Genomic DNA, 23,055 nt, shown 5'->3' on the forward strand with positions numbered 1-23,055 from the left:
AGCGGCTCATATCAGAGCAATTCCGCATAGAGGAGCGACGACCCATGTCGGACGAAGCCAAGCTTCGGGAATACCTGACCCGCGTAGTGGCCGAACTGCACCAGACGCGTCAACGCCTCCAGGACGCCGAGTCGGCAGGTCAGGAGCCGGTGGCGATCGTCTCGATGGCCTGCCGGTACCCGGGCGGAGTGCGCTCGCCCGAGGAGCTGTGGACGCTGGTCGCCGAGGGCACGGACGCGATCTCCGGCTTCCCCGACAACCGGGGCTGGGAGCTCGACGGTCTCTTCGACCCCGACCCGGACGCGACCGGCAAGAGCTATGCGCGCGAAGGCGGTTTCCTGCACGCGGCCGATGAATTCGACCCCGAGTTCTTCGGCATGAGCCCTCGAGAAGCGATGGCGACCGACCCGCAGCAGCGCCTGCTCCTGGAGACGGCCTGGGAGACCTTCGAACGTGCGGGCCTGGATCCGCACACCCTGAAGGGCAGCAGGACCGGCGTGTACGCGGGCGTGATGTACGACGACTATGCGGGTCGTCTCATGCACCGTGCGCCGGAGGGCTTCGAAGGCTTCCTCGGCAACGGCAGTGCGGCGAGCGTCGCTTCCGGCCGGGTGGCCTACACCTTCGGTCTCGAAGGCCCGGCCGTCACCGTGGACACCGCCTGCTCGTCCTCCCTGGTCTCCCTCCACCTCGCGGCACAGGCGCTGCGCAACGGCGAGTGCGAGATGGCCCTGGCCGGCGGCGTGACCGTGATGGCCACCCCCGGCACCTTCGTCGAGTTCTCCCGGCAGCGGGGGCTGGCTCCCGACGGCCGTTGCAAGCCCTTCGCCGACGCCGCCGACGGCACCGGCTGGGGCGAGGGCGTCGGCCTCGTGCTCCTGGAGCGCCTCTCCGACGCCCAGCGCAACGGCCACCCCGTCCTGGCCGTGCTCCGCGGCTCGGCCGTCAACCAGGACGGCGCCTCCAACGGCCTGACCGCCCCCAACGGCCCCTCCCAGCAACGCGTCATCGAAGAGGCCTTGGCCGACGCCGGGCTGAGTGCGAGCCAGGTGGACGCGGTGGAGGCGCACGGCACCGGCACGACCCTGGGCGACCCCATCGAGGCACAAGCCCTGCTCGCCACCTACGGACAAGCCCACACCACCGACACCCCCCTCTGGCTCGGCTCCATCAAGTCCAACATCGGACACACCCAAGCCGCGGCCGGCGTCGCAGGCGTCATCAAGATGATCGAAGCGATGCGCCAGGGGGTTCTGCCGTCGACTCTGCACGTGGATGAGCCGTCCCGGCATGTCGACTGGAGCGCGGGCGCGGTGTCCCTGCTGACCGAGTCACGGCCCTGGCCGGACACCGGCCGTCCGCGCCGGGCCGCGGTGTCCTCCTTCGGCATCAGCGGCACCAACGCCCACGTCATCCTCGAAGCCGCCCCCGAACCCGCGCCCGAGGAGCAGGACACCGACACGACCATGCCGGTCCCGGTCGTGCTCTCGGCCCGCACGGCCCGGGCCCTGACCCACACCGCACACCGCCTCGCCGCATACATCGACACCCACCCGCAGACCGACGTGGGGACCCTGGCCGCCCGCCTGTGGTCGGGCCGGGCGCACCTGGAGCACCGCGCGGGCATCGTCACCGCCGACCGCGCCACACTCCGAGCCGCGCTCACCGCCCTCGCCGCCGGCCGGGACCACCCGGCCCTGATCACCACCCCCGGCCGCGTCACGACACCCGCCCGATGGGCCGTCATGTTCTCCGGTCAGGGCAGCCAACGCCCCGGCATGGGGGCCCAGCTCTACCAGACCTTCCCCGCCTACGCCCGCGCCCTGGACGACGTGTGCGCAGCCCTCGACCCCCACCTCGACGTGCCGCTCCAACAGGTGATGTTCGCCGAACCAGGCAGTGAACTCGCCACCCTGCTGGACACCACCCTCTACACCCAGCCCGCCCTCTTCGCCCACCACACCGCCGCCTACCGCCTCCTGCAAACCCACGGCGCAACCCCCCACGCCCTCATCGGCCACTCCATCGGCGAAATCTCCGCCGCCCACCTCACCGGCACCCTCCCCCTCGAACTCGCCGCCGACATGGTCGCCACCCGCGCCCACCTCCTGCACACCCTCCCCCCCGGCACCAGCATGCTCGCCGCCCTCACCGACCCCCACACCCTCACCACCCACCTCACCGAACACCCCCACATAGAAATCGCCGCCTACAACTCACCCACCGCCACCACCCTCGCCGGACCCACCCCCGCCCTCAACCAACTCGCCCACCAACTCACCGCAGCCGGCATCCGCACCCGCCCCCTCAACGTCACCCACGCCTTCCACAGCGCCCACACCGAACCCATCCTCGACACCTTCACCACCCACCTCACCCACCTCTTCGCCCGCCACACCCTCGGCACCCCCACCATCCCCGTCATCTCCAACCTCACCGGCACCCCCGCCACCCCCCACCAACACCACGACCCCACCTACTGGACCCACCACATCCGCCAACCCGTCCACTTCCACCAAGGCATCACCCACCTCACCGAAACCGAACACATCACCCTCTTCACAGAACTCGGACCCCACCCCACCCTCACCCCCCACCTCCCCACCACCACCCACACCACCCGCCACCAACCCGACGAAACCCACACCCACCTCACCACCCTCACCACCCTCCACACCCACCACCACGGCGTCGACCTCACACCCCACCTCCCCACCCACCCCCACCACCTCGACCTGCCCACCTACCCCTTCCAACACCAGCCCTACTGGCTCCAAGCCCCCACCCAACTCACCGACGCCACCGACCTGGGCATGGCGACCACCGCCCACCCCCTCCTCGCAGCCACAGTCCAACTCGCCGACACCGCAGGCAGTGCGGAGGCTGCCGACGCGTCCAGTGCGTCGACGGTGTTCACAGGCCGTATCGGCCTCGGCTCTCACCCCTGGCTCGCCGATCACGCCGTCGCAGGAACGGTCCTCCTTCCCGGCACCGCCCTGGTCGACCTCGCCCTCCACGCAGGCGACCACACCGGCGCCACCCACCTGGACGAACTCACCCTCCACGCACCCCTCGTCCTGGACGACACGACCAGCCGCGACCTCCAAGTCACCACGACCCCGGGCTCCGACGCCGACACCTGGCGCGTCACCATCCACTCCCGCCCCCACACCGACCAGCCCGACGACACCGAACCGTGGACCTGCCACGCCACCGGCACCCTCACCACCACCAACCACGGACCGGCCCGGCCCCTGACCCACTGGCCACCCACGGACGCCACTCCCGTCGACGCCGCCGACCTCTACGAGCGCTTGACGGCCGCCGGATACGAGTACGGCCCCGCCTTCCAGGGCGTCACCTCCATGTGGGAGCAGCCCGACGGCACCCTCCACGCCGAGATCACGCTGCCCGACACGGTCGATCCCGCCGGGCACACCATCCACCCGGCACTCCTCGACGCGGCCCTCCACCCCCTCGCGGCTCGGGCCCTCGCATCGGCCGCTGGCGACGAAATGCGGCTGCCCTTCGCCTGGACCGGCGTCAGTCTGCTCGCGAGCGGAGCCACGCACCTGCGCGTCGCCCTCACCAGCACGGGCAACGACGTATCCGTTCAGGCCTGGGACCCCACGGGCGCCCCGGTGGCCACCGTCACCGCGCTCGCCTCCCGCCCGGTCGACCCCACCGCGCTGGGCACGGGCGCGGGCGACAAGAACCGCAACAGCCTCTTCCACCTCGCCTGGAAGCCCGTGGAGGCCGTCACAGGAGAAGTCGACCTCGACCGGGTCGACCTCTACCTCCCGGACACGGACGGTGCGGATGACGCGGGCGGAAGCAGCGACGGCCCGGCGGCGGCGCACACCGCCACCGAGGCGCTCCTCACCCACCTGCAGTCATGGCTGGCCGCCAACGAGACCAGCGACCGCAGCCTGGTCATCCTCACCCGGCACGCCGTGGCCACCAGCCCGGCCGAGGACGTCCACCTCCCCCACGCGCCCTTGTGGGGCCTGGTCCGCAGCGCCCAGAACGAGAACCCCGGCCGTATCCACCTCATCGACACCGACGACCGGGCGGACACGTCGTACCTGGCCGACGCCCTCGCCACTGGCGAGTACCAACTCGCCGTTCGTCACCTCCAGTTCCTCGCACCCAGGCTGGCGCGTTCAGCCGACGCCGACGGCGCGCTCACCATTCCGGACGACCCGACCTGGCGACTGGACAAGACGGCCCCCGGCACGCTGGACAACCTGGCGCTGCTGCCCAACCCCGAACTGCCGGAGGAACTCGCCGCGGGTCAGGTACGGATCGACGTCCGTGCCATCGGGCTCAACTTCCGCGACGTACTGATCACGCTCGGCATGTATCCGGGCGACGCGCTCCTGGCCAGCGAGGGCGCCGGCATCGTGACAGAGGTGGCCGACGACGTCACCACCGTCTCCGTGGGCGACCGCGTCATGGGTATGTTCCCGCTCGGCGTCGGCGCCCGGACAGTCACCGACCATCGCCTGGTCACCGCCATCCCGGAGGGGTGGGACTTCACCACGGCGGCCGGGGTACCGGTCGCCTTCCTCACCGCCTACTACGCGCTGTACGACCTCGCCGACCTCCAACCCGGCGAAACACTCCTCCTCCACGCCGCCACCGGAGGAGTCGGCTCAGCCGCACTCCAACTCGCCCAACACATCGGCGCCGACATCTACGCCACCGCCCACCCCACCAAACACCACCTCCTCACCGCACAAGGCCTCACCCCCACCCACATCGCCTCCAGCCGCACCCTCGACTTCGAACACCACTTCCGCACCCACACCCCCCACCACGGCATCCACGTCGCCCTCAACGCCCTCGCCCACGAATACACCGACGCCACCCTCCGCCTCCTCCACCCCGGCGGACGCTTCATCGAAATGGGCAAAACCGACATCCGCGATGCCCAAACCATCCACACCGACTACCAAGCCCACTACCAGAACTTCGACCTCATCGAAGCAGGCCCCGACCGCATCCAGGAGATGCTCAGGGCCCTCACCGAACTCTTCGACACAGGCGCCCTCACACCACTTCCCACCACCTGCTTCGACATCCGCCACACCCCACACGCCCTGCGCCACCTCAGCCAAGCCCGCCACACCGGCAAACTCATCCTCACCCTCCCCCAAACCCTCAACCCCAACGGCACCGTCCTCATCACCGGCGGCACCGGAGGACTCGCCACCCTCACCGCACACCACCTCATCACCACCCACGGCACCAGGCACCTCCTCCTCGCCTCCCGCACCGCACCCCAACACACCCAACTCCGCGACGAACTGGAGGCACTGGGAGCCGAGGTCACGCTGGCGGCCTGTGACATCACCGACTCCCAGGCGGTCGAGGAACTGATCGCGTCGGTTCCGCAGGAGCACCCCCTCACCGCGGTCATCCACACCGCCGGAGCCCTCGACGACACCACCCTCACCAGCCTCACCCCCGACCGCCTCCACCCGGTGCTGGCCCCGAAGGTCGACGCCGCCTGGAACCTGCACCACGCCACCCGCAACCACAACCTCGCCGCGTTCGTGCTGTATTCGTCAGCCGCCGGCACCCTCGGCAACCCCGGACAAGCCAACTACGCCGCCGCCAACACCTACCTCGACGCCCTCGCCCACCACCGCCACCACCACGGCCAACCCGCCACCAGCCTCGCCTGGGGCTACTGGAAACACACCACCCAACTCACCCACCACCTCACCGACACCGACCTCGCCCGCAGCAACTCCGCACTCACCACCGAAGAAGGCCTCCGCCTCCTCGATGCCGCGCTCGTGAGCCCGTCCGCGTATCACCTCTGCACCCCGCTGACCGCGTCCGCCTTCCGCGACGCGGACAACGTTCCCGCCCTCCTTCGGGACCTGGCGCCCCGCCCGCTCCGCCGAGCTGCGAAGGCGGCACCCCGTGAGGCTTCCGGGCTGGCCCAGCAGTTGGCCGGACTGACACCGCCGGAACAGCAGCGTCTGCTGCTGAACCTCGTACGGAGCAATGCGGCCACCGTCCTCGGGCACGCCGATGTGACGGGCGTGGACCCGCAGCAGCCGTTCAAGGATCTGGGTTTTGACTCGCTGACGGCCGTCGAGCTGCGCAATCGGCTCGACGCAGCCACGGGGTTGCGGCTTCCGGCCACCTTGATCTTCGACTACCCGAACGCACAGGTCCTGGCCGAGCACATCGGCGCCGAACTGCTGGAGTCGGCTCCGCGTTCAGCGATGCCCGTGCTCACCGGCACTGACACCTCGGACGATCCGGTCGTCATCGTCTCGATGTCCTGCCGTTTCCCGGGTGACGTGCGTTCCGCCGCCGACCTGTGGGACCTGGTCGCCGAACGGCGCGAAGGCCTGTCCGGCTTCCCGACGAACCGCGGGTGGGACCTCGACAACCTCTTCGACCCGGACCCCGCGGCGAACGGCAAGAGCTACACGAGCTACGGCACGTTCCTGCACGATGCCGACCAGTTCGATGCGGACTTCTTCCGCATGAACCCCCGCGAGGCCCTCGCCACCGACCCCCAACAGCGCCTTCTCCTCGAAACCGCCTGGGAGGCCTTCGAACAGGCCGGCATCGACCCCACCACCCTCAAGGGCAGCAACACGGCCGTCTACGCCGGAGTGATCTACGGCGACTACGGCGCCCGCCTCATGCGGAACGCCCCGGAAGGCTTCGAGGGTTACCTGGGCAACGGCAGTGCGGCGAGCGTGGCTTCCGGCCGTGTGGCGTACACGTTCGGGCTGGAGGGCCCGGCGGTGACGATCGACACGGCGTGCTCGTCCTCGCTGGTGGCGCTCCATCTGGCCGCGCAGGCGCTGCGCAACGGCGAGTGCGAGATGGCCCTCGCGGGCGGTGCGACGGTCATGTCGAGCCCGGGCGCGTTCATCGAATTCTCGCGCCAGCGCGTCCTGTCCGTGGACGGCCGCTGCAAGCCGTTCGCGGAGGCCGCGGACGGCACCGGCTGGGGCGAGGGCGTCGGCCTCGTGCTCCTGGAGCGGCTCTCCGACGCCGAGCGCAACGGTCACCCCGTCCTGGCCGTGCTCCGCGGCTCGGCCATCAACCAGGACGGGGCCTCCAACGGTCTGACCGCCCCCAACGGCCCCTCCCAGCAACGCGTCATCGAACAAGCCCTCGCCAACGCCCAGTTGACCCCCGACCAGATCGACGCCGTCGAAGCACACGGCACCGGCACCACACTCGGCGACCCCATCGAAGCACAAGCCCTGCTGGCCACCTACGGGCGCGAACACTCCGCCGAACGGCCGCTGTGGCTGGGGTCGGTGAAGTCCAACATCGGTCACACCCAGGCCGCGGCCGGCGTCGCAGGCGTCATCAAGATGGTGCAGGCGATGCGGCACGGAGTACTCCCGCCGACCCTGCACGTGGATCAGCCCTCCCTCCACGTCGACTGGAGCGCGGGCAGCATCGCACTGCTCACGGATTCGACGCCGTGGCCCGAGTCCGATCATCCCTACCGGGCAGCGGTGTCGTCCTTCGGCATCAGCGGGACGAACGCGCACGTCATCCTGGAAGCGGCGCCGGAACCCGCCGAGACGGAGCCGCCGCAGGAGCAGTCGGGGCCGGTGCCGGTGATCCTCTCCGCACGGACCTCCCAGGCCCTGAGCGAAGCCGCCGGGCAACTCGCCGCGTTCGTCGAAGCCCACCCGGAGGTGGAGGTCGGTCCGCTGGCCGCACGGCTGTGGCACGGACGGGCGAAACTGGACCACCGCGCCGGCATCGTCACCGATGACGCCGGTGAGCTACGTGACGCCCTCACCGCTCTTGCGGACGGCAGCGCCCACCCGGCACTCGTCGTCGGCCCGGGCGTGACCGAGGCGGGCAGGACCGCGTTCGTCTTCCCCGGCCAGGGTTCGCAGTGGACGCGCATGGGACACCGGCTGGCAGCGGAGGAGCCTCTCTTCGCCGCGCACCTGGCCGCATGCCAGGAGGAGCTCGCCCGCTGGTGCGACTGGGACCTGCTGGACGTGCTCGCGTCCCAGGACGAGGATGCCCTGGCCAGGGTGGATGTGGTGCAACCCGCGCTGTTCGCCGTCATGACCGGCATCGCCCGACTGCTGGAGCACTACGGCATCACACCGGACGCCGTCATCGGCCACTCCCAGGGTGAAATCGCCGCCGCCCACATCGCCGGAGCACTCACCCTCCCCGACGCCATCGCCGTAGTCACCCTGCGCGCCCAGGCACTGACCCGGCTCGCCGGCACCGGCACCATGGCCAGCTTCCCGCTCCCCGCGGGCGAGTTGTCCGACCTGCCCGACGGGGTGCACCTGGCCGCCGTCAACGGACCAGCCACCACCGTCCTCGCCGGCGAGACCACCGCACTGACCGAACTGGTCGAGGAATACCAGGGCCGTGGTGTGCGGGCCCGGCTCATCCCCGTCGACTACGCCTCCCACACCCCAGCCGTCGAAGCCCTGCGCGAAACAATCCTGACCGACCTCACCGACCGCGCACAGATCCAACCGACCCCGCCGGCCATCCCCTTCTACTCCACCCACACCGGCGGCCTACTCCCCGAAAACCGCCTCCTGGACGCCACGTACTGGGTCGACAACCTGCGCCATCCGGTGCACTTCCACGACACCGCACTCAAACTCCTCGACGACGGCCACCACACCCTCATCGAGACCAGCCCCCACCCGGTGCTGGCCGCGGCCCTCGCCGACACGCTGACCACACACCCCGCCGACGCCCACCACTACCCCACCCTCACCCGCCACAACGACACGACAATGCGGCTGCTGAGCACCCTCACGGCGCTGCACACCCACCACCACGGCGTCGACCTCGCCCCCCACCTCCCGCACCAGCGAGGGCACTTCGACCTGCCCACCTACCCCTTCCAGCACCAGCCCTACTGGCTCGAAGCACCCGCCCAACTCACCGACGCCACCGACCTGGGACTCACCACCACCGAACACCCACTGCTCAGCACAGCCACCCAGCTCGCCGACACCAACAGCACCGTCCTGTCCGGACGCATCAGCCTCAAGACCCACCCCTGGCTCGCCGACCACGCCGTCACCGGAACCGTCCTGCTGCCCGGCACCGCCCTCGTCGACCTCGCCCTCCACGCAGGCGACCACACCGGCGCCACCCACCTGGACGAACTCACCCTCCACGCACCCCTCATCCTCGACGAGTCCGCGAGCCGCGACCTCCAGATCACCACCACACCCGACGCCGACGGCTGGCACATCACCATCCACTCCCGCCCCCACACCACCCACCCCGACGACACCGAACCCTGGACCTGCCACGCCACCGGCACACTGAGCAGCACCGCCGACCAGCAGGCCCAGCCCCTCACCCACTGGCCACCCACCGGAGCACGACCGGTCGACGTCTCCGACCTCTACGACCGACTCGCCGCCAGCGGCTACGAGTACGGCCCCACCTTCCAGGGCGCCACCGCAGCCTGGACCCAGCCCGACGGCACCCTCCACGCCGAGATCACCCTGCCCCAGACGGCCGATCCCGCCGGACACACCATCCACCCGGCACTGCTCGACGCCGCCCTCCACCCCCTCGCCGTAAGCGCGGGCACGAGCAATGCAGTACAGCTCCCCTTCGCCTGGACCGGCGTCACCGTCCACGCCACCGACGCCACCCACCTGCGCGTCACCCTCACCACCACCGACAACGACATCACCCTCCAGGCCTGGGACCCCACCGGCACACCCGTCGCCACCGTCAACACCCTGGCCACCCGCCCGATCGACCCCACCACGCTCCACAAGAGCGCCGATGCGGCAACCCGCAACAGCCTCTTCCACATGACCTGGAAACCTGCCGAGGCAGGCAGCCGGCATGTCGACCTCGACGAGGTCGATGTCTACATCCCGGACAGGGACGAGGGCAGCGACGGCGTTGCGGCCGCGCATGCCGCGACAGAGGTCCTCCTGACTCACCTGCAGTCCTGGCTGGCTGCGAACGATGCCACCGGCCGCCGCCTCGTGGTCGTCACCCGGCACGCCGTGGCCACCAGCCCCGCCGAGGACATCCACCTGGCTCACGCGCCCTTGTGGGGTCTGGTGCGCACCGCGCAGAACGAGAACCCAGGTCGTATCCACCTGATCGACACTGACAACCTCGACGACACGTCGCACCTGGCCGATGCCCTGGCCACCGGCGAGCCTCAACTCGCCCGGCGACGTGGCGAGTTCCTCGTCGCCCGTCTGGAGCGCGCCGAGGACAACGGCGTACTTGACCTGCCCGAGGAAACCTGGAGGCTGGGCGCCGGTTCCACCGGGACCATCGAAGCGGTCACCTGCCGGCCCACCCCCGAATGGGACACCGCCCTGACCAGCGGCCAGGTGCGGATCGACGTGCGTGCCATCGGCCTGAACTTCCGCGACACCCTCATCGCCCTGGGCATGTACCCCGGCGAAGCACCACTGGGCAGCGAGGGCGCCGGCATCGTGACAGAGGTGGCCGACGACGTCACCACCGTCTCCGTGGGCGACCGCGTCATGGGCGTCTTCCCGGCCGGAGCCGGCACCGCGACCGTCACGGACCACCGCCTTGTCACCCTCATGCCCGAGGGCTGGTCCTACACCACGGCGGCAGGTGTCCCCGTCGCCTTCCTCACCGCCTACTACGCGCTGTACGACCTCGCCGACCTCCAACCCGGCGAAACACTCCTCCTCCACGCCGCCACCGGAGGAGTCGGCTCAGCCGCACTCCAACTCGCCCAACACACCGGCGCCGACATCTACGCCACCGCCCACCCCACCAAACACCACCTCCTCACCGCACAAGGCCTCACCCCCACCCACATCGCCTCCAGCCGCACCCTCGACTTCGAACACCACTTCCGCACCCACACCCCCCACCACGGCATCCACGTCGCCCTCAACGCCCTCGCCCACGAATACACCGACGCCACCCTCCGCCTCCTCCACCCCGGCGGACGCTTCATCGAAATGGGCAAAACCGACATCCGCAACGCCCAATCCATCCACACCGACTACCAAGCCCACTACCAGAACTTCGACCTCATCGAAGCAGGCCCCGACCGCATCCAGGAGATGCTCAGGGCCCTCACCGAACTCTTCGACACAGGCGCCCTCACACCACTTCCCACCACCTGCTTCGACATCCGCCACACCCCACACGCCCTGCGCCACCTCAGCCAAGCCCGCCACACCGGCAAACTCATCCTCACCCTCCCCCAAACCCTCAACCCCAACGGCACCGTCCTCATCACCGGCGGCACCGGAGGACTCGCCACCCTCACCGCACACCACCTCATCACCACCCACGGCACCAGGCACCTCCTCCTCGCCTCCCGCACCGCACCCCAACACAGCGACCTGCGCGAGGAGTTGGAAGCGCTGGGAGCCGAGGTCACGCTGGCGGCCTGTGACATCACCGACTCCCAGGCGGTCGAGGAACTGATCGCGTCGGTTCCGCAGGAGCACCCCCTCACCGCGGTCATCCACACCGCCGGAGCCCTCGACGACACCACCCTCACCAGCCTCACCCCCGACCGCCTCCACCCGGTGCTGGCCCCGAAGGTCGACGCCGCCTGGAACCTGCACCACGCCACCCGCCACCACAACCTCGCCGCGTTCGTCCTGTATTCGTCAGCCGCCGGCACCCTCGGCAACCCCGGACAAGCCAACTACGCCGCCGCCAACACCTACCTCGACGCCCTCGCCCACCACCGCCACCACCACGGCCAACCCGCCACCAGCCTCGCCTGGGGCTACTGGAAACACACCACCGGCCTCACCCACCACCTCACCGACACCAACCTCGCCCGCAGCAACTCCGCACTCACCACCGAAGAAGGCCTCCGCCTCTTCGACGTAGGTCTCGATGAACGCGCGGAAGCCGCCCTGGTCTGCATGCCGATCGAACCGGCGAGTCTCCGTCGGCGTGGGGATGTGCCTCCGCTGCTCCGGGACCTCGTACCGGCCTCGGGGCGGCGTGGGGCGGCGGCAGGTGCGAGCGCGGTGCAGTGCTCGGGTCTGGCTCAGCAGCTCGCCGCTCTGGGTGAACAAGAACAGCAGCGCCTTCTGCTCGATCTGGTCCGCAGCAACGTCGCCGCCGTCCTCGGCCACAACCGGCCCGAGACGATCGATCCGCAACGCCCGTTCAAGGACCTCGGCTTCGACTCCCTCACCGCCGTCGAACTCCGCAACCGCCTCACCAACGCCACCGCGCTCCAGCTCCCGTCGACACTGGTCTTCGACCACCCGACGCTCACCGCGCTCGCCACGCACCTCCGAGCCAAGGTGCTGGACCAGCAGCCGCAGCTGCGTGCGCCCAAGGCGGTGCCCGCGGTCGTCGACGACGATCCGATCGTGATCGTCTCGATGGCCTGCCGCTACCCCGGGGGCGTGCGGCAGCCGGCGGATCTGTGGCGGCTGGTCGCCGAGGGCGGCGAGACGCTGGGTGACCTGCCCGGCAACCGTGGCTGGGACCTCGACGCCCTGTACGACCCGGATCCGGACGCGCCGGGCAAGATGTACACGCGCAAGGGGTCGTTCCTCTACGACGCGGGCGAGTTCGACGCGGACTTCTTCCGTATGAACCCGCGCGAGGCCCTCGCCACCGACCCCCAACAACGTCTCCTCCTGGAAACCGCCTGGGAGGCCTTCGAACAGGCCGGCATCGACCCCACCACCCTCAAGGGCAGCAACACCGGCGTCTTCGCCGGTGTGATCTCCCAGGACTACCTGATGCGGATGCACGGCGCGCCGGATCACCTGGAGGGTTATTTGGCGACAGGCGGCTCCGGGAGCATCGCGTCGGGCCGGGTGGCGTACACGTTCGGGCTGGAGGGCCCGGCCATGACGGTGGACACGGCCTGCTCCTCGTCCCTGGTCGCCCTGCATCTGGCGGCCCAGGCGCTGCGCAACGGCGAGTGCGACATGGCCCTGGCCGGCGGCGCCACCATCATGGCCACACCGGGCACCTTCCAGGTCTTCTCCCGCCAGCGCGGACTGGCACCCGACGGCCGCTGCAAACCGTTCGCGGACGCCGCCGACGGCACGGGCTGGGGCGAGGGCGTCGGCCTCGTGCTCCTGGAGCGGCTGTCCGACGCCCAGCGCAACGGGCACCCGGTCCTCGCCACGGTCCGGGGCTCGGCCGTGAATCAGGACGGCGCCTCCAACGGCCTGACCGCCCCCAACGGCCCCTCCCAGCAACGCGTCATCGAACAAGCCCTCGCCAACGCCCAGTTGACCCCCGACCAGATCGACGCCGTCGAAGCACACGGCACCGGCACCACACTCGGCGACCCCATCGAAGCACAAGCCCTGCTCGCCACCTACGGACAAGCCCACACCACCGACACCCCCCTCTGGCTCGGCTCCATCAAGTCCAACATCGGACACACCCAAGCCGCAGCCGGCGTCGCAGGCGTCATCAAGATGGTGGAGGCGATGCGACACGGAACGCTGCCGCCGACCCTGCATGTGGACCGCCCCTCCACTCACGTCGACTGGGAGACGGGCAACATCGCACTTCTGACAGCGCCTCAGCCGTGGCCCGACACCAGTCGGCCACGCCGCGCCGCCGTCTCCTCCTTCGGCATGAGCGGCACGAACGCCCACCTCATCCTGGAGGCAGCGTCTTCGTCGACCGCGCCGCCCGCCGAAACGTCAGACGGGGAGCCGCAGGAACGCTCCGGGCCGGTGCCGGTGATCCTCTCCGCACGGACGCCCCAAGCCCTCGCCGAGGCCGCCGGTCAACTGGCCGCCTTCGTCGAATCCCACCCGGACGTGGAGGCGGGGCCCTTGGCCACTCACCTGTGGCACGGACGGGCCAAGCTCGACCACCGCGCCGGAATCATCACGGACGACCGCACTGAACTGCACGCCGCCTTGACCGCACTGGCGGACGGCAGCGGTCACCCCGCACTCGTCGTCGGCCCGGGCACCATCGCACCGGGCAGGACCGCGTTCGTCTTCCCCGGCCAGGGCTCCCAATGGGCCGGCATGGGAAGCCGCCTGGCAGCCGAGGAGCCGCTCTTCGCCGCACACCTGGCCGCATGCCAGCAGGAACTGGCCCGCTGGTGCGACTGGGACCTGCTCGACGTCCTCACCAGCGACAACGAAGACGCCCTCGCCCGCGTCGACATCGTCCAGCCCGCACTGTTCGCCGTCATGACCGGCATCGCCCGACTGCTGGAGCACCACGGCATCACACCGGACGCCGTCATCGGCCACTCCCAGGGTGAAATCGCCGCCGCCCACATCGCCGGGGCACTCACCCTCCCCGACGCCATCGCCGTAGTCACCCTGCGCGCCCAGGCACTGACCCGGCTCGCCGGCACCGGCACCATGGCCAGCTTCCCGCTCCCCGCGGGCGAGTTGTCCGACCTGCCCGACGGCGTGCACCTGGCCGCCGTCAACGGACCGGCCACCACCGTCCTCGCCGGCGAGACCACCGCACTGAGGCAGCTGGTCGAGGAGTACCAGGGCCGTGGTGTGCGGGCCCGGCTCATCCCCGTCGACTACGCCTCCCACACCCCAGCCGTCGAAGCCCTGCGCGAAACGATCCTGACCGACCTCACCGACCGCGCACAGATCCAACCGACCCCGCCGGCCATCCCCTTCTACTCCACCCACACCGGCGGCCTACTTCCAGAGGGGCGGCTGCTGGATGCCACGTACTGGGTCGACAATCTGCGCCATCCGGTGCACTTCCACGACACCGCACTCAAACTCCTCGACGACGGGCACCACACCCTCATCGAGACCAGCCCCCACCCGGTGCTGGCCGCGGCCCTCGCCGACACGCTGACCACGCATCCAGCGGACGCCCACCACTACCCCACCCTCACCCGCCACAACGACACGACGGTTCGGCTGCTGAGCACCCTCACCACCCTCCACACCCACCACCACGGCGTCGACCTCACACCCCACCTGCCCTCCAGGCCGCAACACGACCTGGACCTGCCCACCTACCCCTTCCAACACCAGCCCTACTGGCTCCAAGCACCCGCCCAACTCACCGACGCCACCGACCTGGGACTCACCACCACCGAACACCCACTGCTCAGCACAGCCACCCAACTCGCCGACACCAACAGCACCGTCCTGTCCGGACGCATCAGCCTCAAGACCCACCCCTGGCTCGCCGACCACGCCGTCACCGGAACCGTCCTGCTGCCCGGCACCGCCCTCGTCGACCTCGCCCTCCACGCAGGCGACCACACCGGCGCCACCCACCTGGACGAACTCACCCTCCACGCACCCCTCATCCTCGACGAGTCCGCGAGCCGCGACCTCCAAGTCACCACCACACCCAACACCGACACCGACGGCTGGAGCGTCACCATCCACTCCCGCCCCGACGACACCGAACCCTGGACCTGCCACGCCACCGGCACACTGAGCACCGCCGACCAGCAGGCCCAGCCCCTCACCCACTGGCCACCCACCGGAGTACGACCGGTCGACGTCTCCGACCTCTACGACCGACTCGCCGCCAGCGGCTACGAGTACGGCCCCACCTTCCAGGGCGCCACCGCAGCCTGGACCCAGCCCGACGGCACCCTCCACGCCGAGATCACCCTGCCCCAGACGGCCGATCCCGCCGGACACACCATCCACCCCGCCCTCCTCGACGCCGCCCTCCACCCCCTCGCCACCCGAACCACAACCACCGGCGAAACCCAACTCCCCTTCGCCTGGACCGGCGTCACCGTCCACGCCACCGACGCCACCCACCTACGCGCCACCCTCACCACCACCGACAACGGCATCACCCTCCAGGCCTGGGACCCCACCGGCGCACCCGTCGCCACCGTCAACGCCCTGGCCACCCGTCCGATCGACCCCACCACCCTGACTGCCGGCACGCACAACAGCCTCTTCCACCTCACATGGAAGCCCGCCGAGGCAGGAACGCACGACGTCGACCCCGATGAGGTCGACCTCTACCTGGCCGACACGGATCCCCAGGACGATCCACAGGCCGCACACGCCGCAACCGAGGCGCTCCTCACTCACCTGCAGTCATGGTTGGCCGCCAACGAGACCACTGACCGCCGCTTGGCCGTCGTCACCCGGCACGCCGTGGCCACGAGCGCTACGGAGGACATCCACCTGGCCCACGCACCCCTATGGGGCCTGACCCGCACCGCCCAGAACGAACACCCCGGCCGCATCCACCTCATCGACACCGACGACCCGACCGACACCTCAACCCTCACCCAGACCGTAGCCACCGGCGAACCCCAACTCGCCCACCGCAACGGCCAACTCCTCACACCCCGCCTCACCCGCACCACCACACCAACCAACCCCACCCAGCATTCACTGGACCCCAACGGCACCGTCCTCATCACCGGCGGCACCGGAGGACTCGCCACCCTCACCGCACACCACCTCATCACCACCCACGGAGTCAGGCACCTCCTCCTCGCCTCCCGCACCGCACCCCAACACACCCAACTCCGCGACGAACTGGAGGCACTGGGAGCCGAGGTCACCCTCGCCGCCTGCGACATCACCGACCCACAGGCAGTCGAGGAACTCATCGCATCCATCCCCGAAGACCACCCCCTCACCGCGGTCATCCACACCGCCGGAACCCTCGACGACACCACACTCACCAGCCTCACCCCCGACCGCCTCCACCCCGTCCTCGCACCCAAGATCGACGCCGCCTGGAACCTCCACCACGCCACCCGCCACCACAACCTCGCAGCCTTCGTCCTCTACTCCTCAGCCGCCGGCACCCTCGGCAACCCCGGACAAGCCAACTACGCCGCCGCCAACACCTACCTCGACGCCCTCGCCCACCACCGCCACCACCACGGCCAACCCGCCACCAGCCTCGCCTGGGGCTACTGGAAACACACCACCGGCCTCACCCACCACCTCACCGACACCCACATCCACAAAGTCACCCACGGCACCCGGCCCCTCGAAACCGACCACGCCCTCCACCTCCTCGACACCGCACTCACCAGCCCACACGCCCACCACCTCTGCCTCCCCCTCAGCCCCGCCGCCCTTCGTGCGGTCCAGGACCTCCTCCCCGCGCTGCTGCGCGACCTGGTGCCGGCGAGCCGCCGCACCGCTGCCACGGGCGCGAGTGCCGGGGGCGGTTCCGCGCTGGTGGAGCGGCTGGCCGCACTGGCGGAGCCGGCCGAGAAACAGCGTCTGGTGCTCGATCTGGTCCGCACACATGTCGCCGCCGTCCTCGGTCACGCCCGGCCCGACACCGTGGATCCGCAGCGTCCGTTCAAGGAGCTCGGCTTCGACTCCCTCACCGCCGTCGAACTCCGCAACCGCCTCACCAACGCAACCACCCTGCGCCTGCCCGCCACCCTGATCTTCGACCACCCGACCCCGGAGGCCCTGACCAGCCGGATCCTTCAGGAACTGGTTCCGGCGGCCGCCAGTGCCTCGCTGCGGGTGATCGGTGAACTCGACGCGTTGGAGGATGAGTTGACGCGGCTGACGCCCGATGACGAGGAGCGGGCGAGGATCACGCTGCGGCTGCAGACGCTGCTGTCGAACTGGAACGACGCGCGACCGGCCGCGTCCGGGGACGTGGGAGACCGTATCCAGGAGTCGTCGACGGAGGAGATCTTCGACTTCATCGACCGGCAGCTCGGCCGCGCCGACGGTGCCGGCGCGGCTTCGGCCGGCGGTCACTGAATCCGACCGGACCCGCCACCGACTCCACGACGAACCGCCCCGGTGCCGCTTCGGCACCGGGGCGGTTCGTCGTCGTGAAAGGAACTACGGGGTTCGGCGCAGCACCGCCGCCTCCGCCGCGTTCAGCGGGGGCGCGCTCAGCGGTGGCCGTGCGGGGCCCTGCCGGAGGGCCGTGAGGAATTCGGGGGTCTCCAGGTGGGCGAGCGGTGCTGTCAGGGTCGTGACGGCCGTGAGGGCGTCGCACACCCGCTGGTTGACCAGCGACGTGCTGGTCACGAGGTCGGCGAAGCCCTGTCGCTGGGCGGCCTGGGTGGTCAGGCGCGGGTCGCTGACGTCGGCGCGGTTGTCGGGGTAGCACAGGTCCTGGGAGGCGGAGAGCAGCCAGGGTGCGTCGGCGGCGGCCGCGATCGCCTGCTGCGCGGTGCGGGCAAGGCCCGGTTTGAGGCCGCCCGCACGGCGGAGGCAGGTTTCCAGGGCGTGGGCGGACCGGGCTGCGACGCTCATGCCGTGGCCGTGGATGGGGTTGAGGGAGACCACGCAGTCGCCGAGGGCGACGAGTCCCTCGGGGCGCCGTGCCAGGCGGTCGAGGTGCAGTCGGCGGTTGAGGGTGCTGCGGGTCGTGCGGACGGGTGTGAGGGGGTCGGCGGCGTCGATCAGGTCGGCGATCAGGGGGTGGCGCAGGGCGCGGGCGAAGTCGGCGAAGTGGTCTTCGTCGGTGGTCGGTTCGCCGCCGCGGGTGCCGGAGAGTGTGATGATCCAGCGGTCGCCCTCTATGGGGAGGAGCAGGCCGTTGCGGCCTGGGCGGCCGGTGCGGTGGTCGGCGTAGACGCCGACGACCGGGAAGGGCCGGGGGGCGCCGGTGGGGGCGCGGAAGACGCGGGTGGCGTAGGTGAGTCCGGTGTCGACGCTCTCCTCGGTGGCGGGGGGCAGGCCCAGTGCGGTCAGCCAGTGCTTGAGGCGGGAGCCTCGGCCGGTGGCGTCCACGACGAGGTCGGCGGGGAGGTCGAGGGTGGTGCCGTCCGGGGTGCGGACGCGGGCGCCGGTGACGCGTTCGCGGTCGCCCAGCAGGCCCTGTGCCTCGGTGCCCTGCAGGACCTCGATGCGCGGGTCGTTCAGTGCCGCGTCCCGTACGGTCCCGTCGAGCAGGGGGCGGCTGCAGGTGAGGGCGTAGTGGGAGGCGGGGAAGCGGTGCTGCCAGCCGTAGGCGCTGTAGAGGACCATGTCCTGTTTGACGCCGATCCGGTGGGCGCCCGCGGTGCGCAGGCGGTCGAGGGTGCCGGGCAGCAGGGCTTCGATGGCCTCGGCGCCGCCGGACCAGAGGATGTGCGCGTGGCGGCCCTGGGGGACGCCCTTGCGGGGTTCGGGGCGGTCCGGGTAGGTGTCGCGTTCGATCACGGTCACCTTGTCGACGTGGTCGCGCAGGGCGCGGGCGGCCAGGACGCCGGCGAGGCCGCCGCCGAGTACGACGCCGTGCACCGTCTCCTGTGTGCGGGGTGCTGTTTCCGCCATGCCCGATCCGCCCTTTCCGTGTGGTCCGGTCCGGGCGGTTGCCGTATGCCGCCCGGCTCACCATGCGGGGCGGGTCTTGGGGGTGACTTGCCGGTTTCTAAAGCCTTTCGCGGCTTCGTGGCGGGCGGTCGAAGGCCTTACGCTACGGGCCTGTTCGGCAGGTCCGAGTCCGGAAGGATGCCCTCATGCGGGATTCGTCCATGCAGGTCGGAGTCGATGTGAACCGGTGCGTGGCGTCGGGCATGTGTGCGCTGCTGGCGCCCGGGGTCTTCGACCAGGAGGAGCGGACGGGCCAGGTGGTGCTGCTGGCTGAGCATCCGCCCGCTGCGGAGTGGGAGGCGGTGGAGGAGGCCGAGCGTTCGTGTCCCGGGCAGGTCATCCGCTTCGGTGAGGCGGCCGCCGCGCGGGGCGAGGCGGGGTAGGAGGGCGCGGCCCCGCGGTGCGTCAATCCGAGGCAAGGCAGGCTAGGCGCGCGGCCCCGCGGTGCGTCAATCCGAGGCAAAGCGGGCTTAGGCGCGCGGCCCTGGGGTGCGTTAAGCCGAGGCAAGGCGGGCTTAAGCGCGCTGCCGGAGGCTGGGCGCGAAGGCGTGGACCGGTGTGGTCGTCGCCGCCGTCGCGCAGCGGTGTTCCGGGCGCGGGGCGGGCGCACCACCGTGCCCCGGCGTGCCCTGGCGCTCTGTCACCTGCCGGTTCCGTCCGCCCGCCGCGCCGGATTCGCCGGTCGCGGGAGCAGGCCGAGAAGGGAACCGAGATGACGGACACGCTGTCCACGCCGCCCCGGCGGTTGCCGACCGAGCGCACGCGTCCGCTGGATCCGCCCGAGGAGCTGGGCCGGCTGCGTGAGGAGGAGCCGGTGAGTCCGCTGCTGTATCCGGACGGGCATGTGGGGTGGCTGGTGACCAGTCATGCCGCGGCCCGCAAGGTACTGAGCGATCAGCGGTTCTCGGCTCGTGGCGACTTGAAGAAGGTGCCGTTCGAACTGCCGTCGGGGGGCCGGCCGTGGGAGACGGTGCCGCCCGGTTTCTTCATGCACATGGATCCGCCGGACCACACGAAGTACCGGCGGCTGCTGACGGGGCAGTTCACCGTGCGGCGGATGAAGGCGCTGGAGCCGCGGATCGCGCAGGTGACGGAGGAGCATCTGGACGCGATGGAGCGGCAGGGGCCGCCGGCGGATCTGGTGCCGTCGTTCGCGCTGCCGATCCCGTCGCTGGTCATCTGTGAGCTGTTGGGCGTTCCGTACAGTGAGCGGCCGCGGTTCCAGGATCATTCGACGACGGTCATGCGGATCGGGTCGTCGCACGAGGAGGTGGCGGCGGCCTTCGGGGCGATCTACGGGCTGATCCACGAGCTGGTGCAGCTGAAGCACAAGGAGCCCGCGGACGATCTGCTGAGCGGGCTGATCGCCTCCGGTGAGCTGAGCGACGCGGAGCTGACCGGGGTGGGGATGCTGCTGCTGATGGCGGGGCACGAGACGACGGCGAGCATGCTGTCGCTGGGGACGTACGCGCTGCTGCGTCATCCCGGCGAGCTGGCGCGGCTGCGGGAGGATCCGGAGCTGTTCGGCAACGCGGTCGAGGAGCTGATGCGGTATCTGACGATCGCGCAGTTCGGGGTCCCGCGCACGGCGCTGGAGGACGTGGAGCTGGAGGGCAGGCTGATCAAGGCGGGTGACGGGGTGACGGTGTCGCTCGCGGCGGTCAATCGTGATCCGGGGCGTTTCGAGGATGCGGACCGGCTGGACGTGGGGCGTTCGACGTCCGGGCACATGGCGTTCAGCTACGGCATCCACCAGTGCCTGGGGCAGCAGTTGGCGCGGGTGGAGATGCGGATCGCGTATGCGGCGCTGTTCCGGAGGTTCCCGGGACTGCGGCTGGCGGTGGACGCGGACGAGGTGCCGCTGCGTTCGGAGGCGACGATGTATGCCGCGCAGCGGCTTCCGGTGACGTGGTGAGGCGGGCCGTGGGCGCCGGGCGCCGGGTGCGTCCGGTGCGGTCGGTGTGCCGGCCCGGGCGGTGGCCCGGGGTGGCCGTGGCGCGGCGGGGAGGTGCGGTGCGGTGCTGGTTCTGAACGGGCGTCCGGTGCTGCGGGTGGCGTCGGTGGGTACGGCGGCGCCGGGTCCGCGGATCGACAACGCCACGCTGGGGCGCCGTATGGGTCTGGGGCCGGCGTGGGGGCAGTGGGCCGAGGCGTTCATCGGGACGCGGTTCCGGCATCTCGCGGTGGATCTGGAGTCGGGTGAGCCGCGGTTCTCGCTGGCGGATCTGGGGGAGACGGCGGGGCGGCGGGCGCTGGCCGCGGCGGGTCTGGAGCCGTCGGACGTCGATGTGATGGTGATGGGCACGGCCATGCCCGACATGCTGATGCCGACGACGGTGAACGTGATCGCCGACCGGCTTGGCATCGACCAGGTGCCCACGTACCAGTTGCAGTCGGGGTGTTCGGGTGCGGTGCAGGCGCTGTCGCTGGCGGCGTCGCTGCTGTTGTCCGGGGGGCACCGTACGGCGCTGGTGCTGGGCGGTGACGTGTCGGCGAAGCTGGTGGACCCGGACATGGACGCCGCGGCGCTGCCGCCGGCGCAGTTGGTGAACCTGTTGCTGTTCGGGGACGGGGCGGGTGCGTTGGTGCTCAGCGCGGACCCGTCGCCGGGTCCGGCGCTGCGGGCGGTGTTCACGCGGCTGGTCGGGCTGGGGCGGGAGCCGGGTCAGACCCTGGACTGGTACGGGGCGAGCAGACGCTTCGACGGCCCTCCGGTGAGCGAGGACTACAAGGCGATCGAGGAGGCGGTTCCGGTGCTGGCCGCCGAGTCGGCCGAGGAGGTGCTGGACGGGCTGGAGTGGAAGCCCGGGGACCTGTCGTACGTGCTGCCGCCGCAGTTGTCGGGCCGGATGACGGCGCGGATCCGGGAGCGGATGGGGTTGCCGGAGGCGCGGGAGGTGTCCTGCGTGGAGGAGACCGGCAACAACGGCAACGCGCTGGTGTTCTTCCAGTTGGAGCGGCTGCTGTCGCGGCTGGCGTCCGGGGACCGGGCGGTCGGGGTCGCGATCGAGTCGAGCAAGTGGATCAAGTCGGGCTTCGCACTGGAGGCGGTCTGACGGTCCTACGTCCTGACGGTCCTGGTACGGCTGTGCCGTTCCGTTGCGTGTGTGTCGGCGCCGCGGCCCTGTTGAGGGGCCGGGGCGCCGACGTGCATGCCGGAGCACCCGCATTCGACGCCCGGTGATATATGGTTTTCATGAAACAGTGAACGAAAGTTCCGGTGCGTTCGTCCATCTCCCAGGCGTACGGCACATCGGTACACATGACGCGGAGGGATGCGCTGATGGCGGTCGCCCCGGACGGCACTCGGCAGGACACCGGCCAGGAACTGGCGGTGAGCCGCTTCATCGAGCAGTTCGCGCTCAGCATGGCGGGGCTCGGCTTTCCACGGATGGCCGCGCGGGTGTTCGTGGCGGTGCTCATCTCGAAGGACGGACTGACCGCCGTCGAGCTGGCGAACCAGCTGAAGATCAGCCGGGCCGCGGTGTCGCAGGCGGTGCGGTACCTGATGCAGCTGGGCCTGGTCGAGCGGCAGCGGGAGCCGGGGCAGCGCCATGACCACTACCGGGTCACGGACGGCATGTGGTACGAGATGTTCGCCCGCCGCGACGAGGTGTTCCTGCGGCTGGAGGACAACCTCGCCGACGGGATCGCCGCGCTGGGCGACGACAGCCCCGGGGCGGCGCGGCTGGACGAGACGCGGCGGTTCTTCGAGTTCATCCGCGGCGAGGTGCCCAAGCTCATGACGCGCTGGCGCGAGTCGCAGGGCGAGACACAGGGTGAGACGCGGGCCGAGGAGTCCTGAGCCGTTCGGGCGGGCCGGAGGTGCGGGGGC

General features: G+C 70.6%; 6 protein-coding genes. 5 read left to right on the forward strand and 1 reads right to left on the reverse strand.

What is annotated here, in order from left to right:
* The first annotated feature begins 44 nt into the window (after positions 1-44).
* On the forward strand, positions 45-17,672 hold the full coding sequence (locus ACSUPV_RS04515; protein ID WP_436946958.1) for an SDR family NAD(P)-dependent oxidoreductase: 17,628 nt from the start codon (positions 45-47) through the stop codon (positions 17,670-17,672).
* A gap of 84 nt (positions 17,673-17,756) precedes the next feature.
* On the opposite strand, the gene ACSUPV_RS04520 is transcribed toward ACSUPV_RS04515, so the two are convergent.
* Positions 17,757-19,181: an NAD(P)/FAD-dependent oxidoreductase gene (locus tag ACSUPV_RS04520; protein ID WP_436946959.1), complete on the reverse strand. Its 1,425-nt coding sequence runs from the start codon at positions 19,179-19,181 to the stop codon at positions 17,757-17,759.
* Between the two features lie 185 nt (positions 19,182-19,366).
* On the opposite strand from ACSUPV_RS04520, the gene ACSUPV_RS04525 reads away from it, so the two are divergent.
* The 4 genes from ACSUPV_RS04525 (at position 19,367) to ACSUPV_RS04540 (ending at position 23,025) form a co-directional block, all read left to right on the forward strand.
* Positions 19,367-19,603, forward strand: a complete 237-nt coding sequence (locus ACSUPV_RS04525; RefSeq protein ID WP_078650918.1) for a ferredoxin — start codon at positions 19,367-19,369, stop codon at positions 19,601-19,603.
* Between the two features lie 329 nt (positions 19,604-19,932).
* Complete coding sequence (locus ACSUPV_RS04530; RefSeq protein WP_031121068.1) at positions 19,933-21,135, forward strand: cytochrome P450; 1,203 nt, start codon at positions 19,933-19,935, stop codon at positions 21,133-21,135.
* A gap of 103 nt (positions 21,136-21,238) precedes the next feature.
* Positions 21,239-22,276 (forward strand): 3-oxoacyl-ACP synthase III family protein, encoded by a 1,038-nt coding sequence (locus ACSUPV_RS04535; RefSeq protein ID WP_037764847.1) that lies wholly within the window; start codon positions 21,239-21,241, stop codon positions 22,274-22,276.
* Positions 22,277-22,482: 206 nt separating this feature from the next.
* A complete protein-coding gene (locus tag ACSUPV_RS04540) occupies positions 22,483-23,025 on the forward strand; it encodes a GbsR/MarR family transcriptional regulator (RefSeq protein WP_359795050.1) in 543 nt (180 codons plus the stop codon).
* The last annotated feature ends 30 nt before the right edge of the window (positions 23,026-23,055 follow it).

It is taken from the genome of Streptomyces sp. SudanB52_2052 (genome assembly GCF_964272415.1).
Taxonomy (GTDB): domain Bacteria; phylum Actinomycetota; class Actinomycetes; order Streptomycetales; family Streptomycetaceae; genus Streptomyces; species Streptomyces olindensis.

Bases quoted from the DNA above. Each gene is read 5' to 3' on its own strand.
- ACSUPV_RS04515 (WP_436946958.1), top strand. From the start codon at position 45: ATGTCGGACGAAGCCAAGCTTCGGGAATACCTGACCCGCGTAGTGGCC.
- ACSUPV_RS04520 (WP_436946959.1), bottom strand. From the start codon at position 19,181: ATGGCGGAAACAGCACCCCGCACACAGGAGACGGTGCACGGCGTCGTA.
- ACSUPV_RS04525 (WP_078650918.1), top strand. From the start codon at position 19,367: ATGCGGGATTCGTCCATGCAGGTCGGAGTCGATGTGAACCGGTGCGTG.
- ACSUPV_RS04530 (WP_031121068.1), top strand. From the start codon at position 19,933: ATGACGGACACGCTGTCCACGCCGCCCCGGCGGTTGCCGACCGAGCGC.
- ACSUPV_RS04540 (WP_359795050.1), top strand. From the start codon at position 22,483: ATGACGCGGAGGGATGCGCTGATGGCGGTCGCCCCGGACGGCACTCGG.